Source organism: Hydrogenophaga sp. RWCD_12 (genome assembly GCF_046604225.1).
Taxonomy (GTDB): domain Bacteria; phylum Pseudomonadota; class Gammaproteobacteria; order Burkholderiales; family Burkholderiaceae_C; genus Hydrogenophaga.
Genome location: NZ_JBKIXC010000024.1, coordinates 1 through 443 on the forward strand (window position 1 = coordinate 1; position 443 = coordinate 443).

The 443-nt window shown below is 63.9% G+C and carries 1 protein-coding gene; it reads right to left on the reverse strand.

The window, feature by feature from the left end; genetic code table 11:
* Positions 1-443 (reverse strand): chemotaxis protein CheW (locus tag ACLIJ1_RS23325; RefSeq protein WP_411367971.1); only part of this gene is annotated, 443 nt, incomplete at both ends.

Below are 443 nucleotides of genomic sequence, written 5' to 3' on the forward strand. Positions count from 1 at the left end.
GAGCCGGGGTCGATCAGGCCCATGTCGGCGCTGCTCATCAGCGCCTCGATGTCCATCAGGATCAGCATGCGTTCGCCCACGCTGGCGATGCCCGTGATGAAGCCGGTGTCCACCGTGGTGTTCATCTCCGGCGCCGGCTTGATCAGGTCGCTGGCCAGCTCCATCACGTCCGAGACAGAGTCCACCACCGCACCCACCACGCGACCGTGCACGTTCAGCACGATCACCACCGTGAAACCGTTGTATTCCACCTTCTCGCAGCCCAGCTTGATGCGCAGGTCCACCACCGGCACGATCACCCCGCGCAGATTCACCACGCCCTTGATGAAGTGCGGTGCGTTGGCAATCCGCGTGGGCTCCTCGTAGGAGCGGATCTCCTGCACGCGCAGGATGTCGATGCCGTATTCCTCGGCCCCCAGACGGAAGGTCAGGAATTCGCTGGC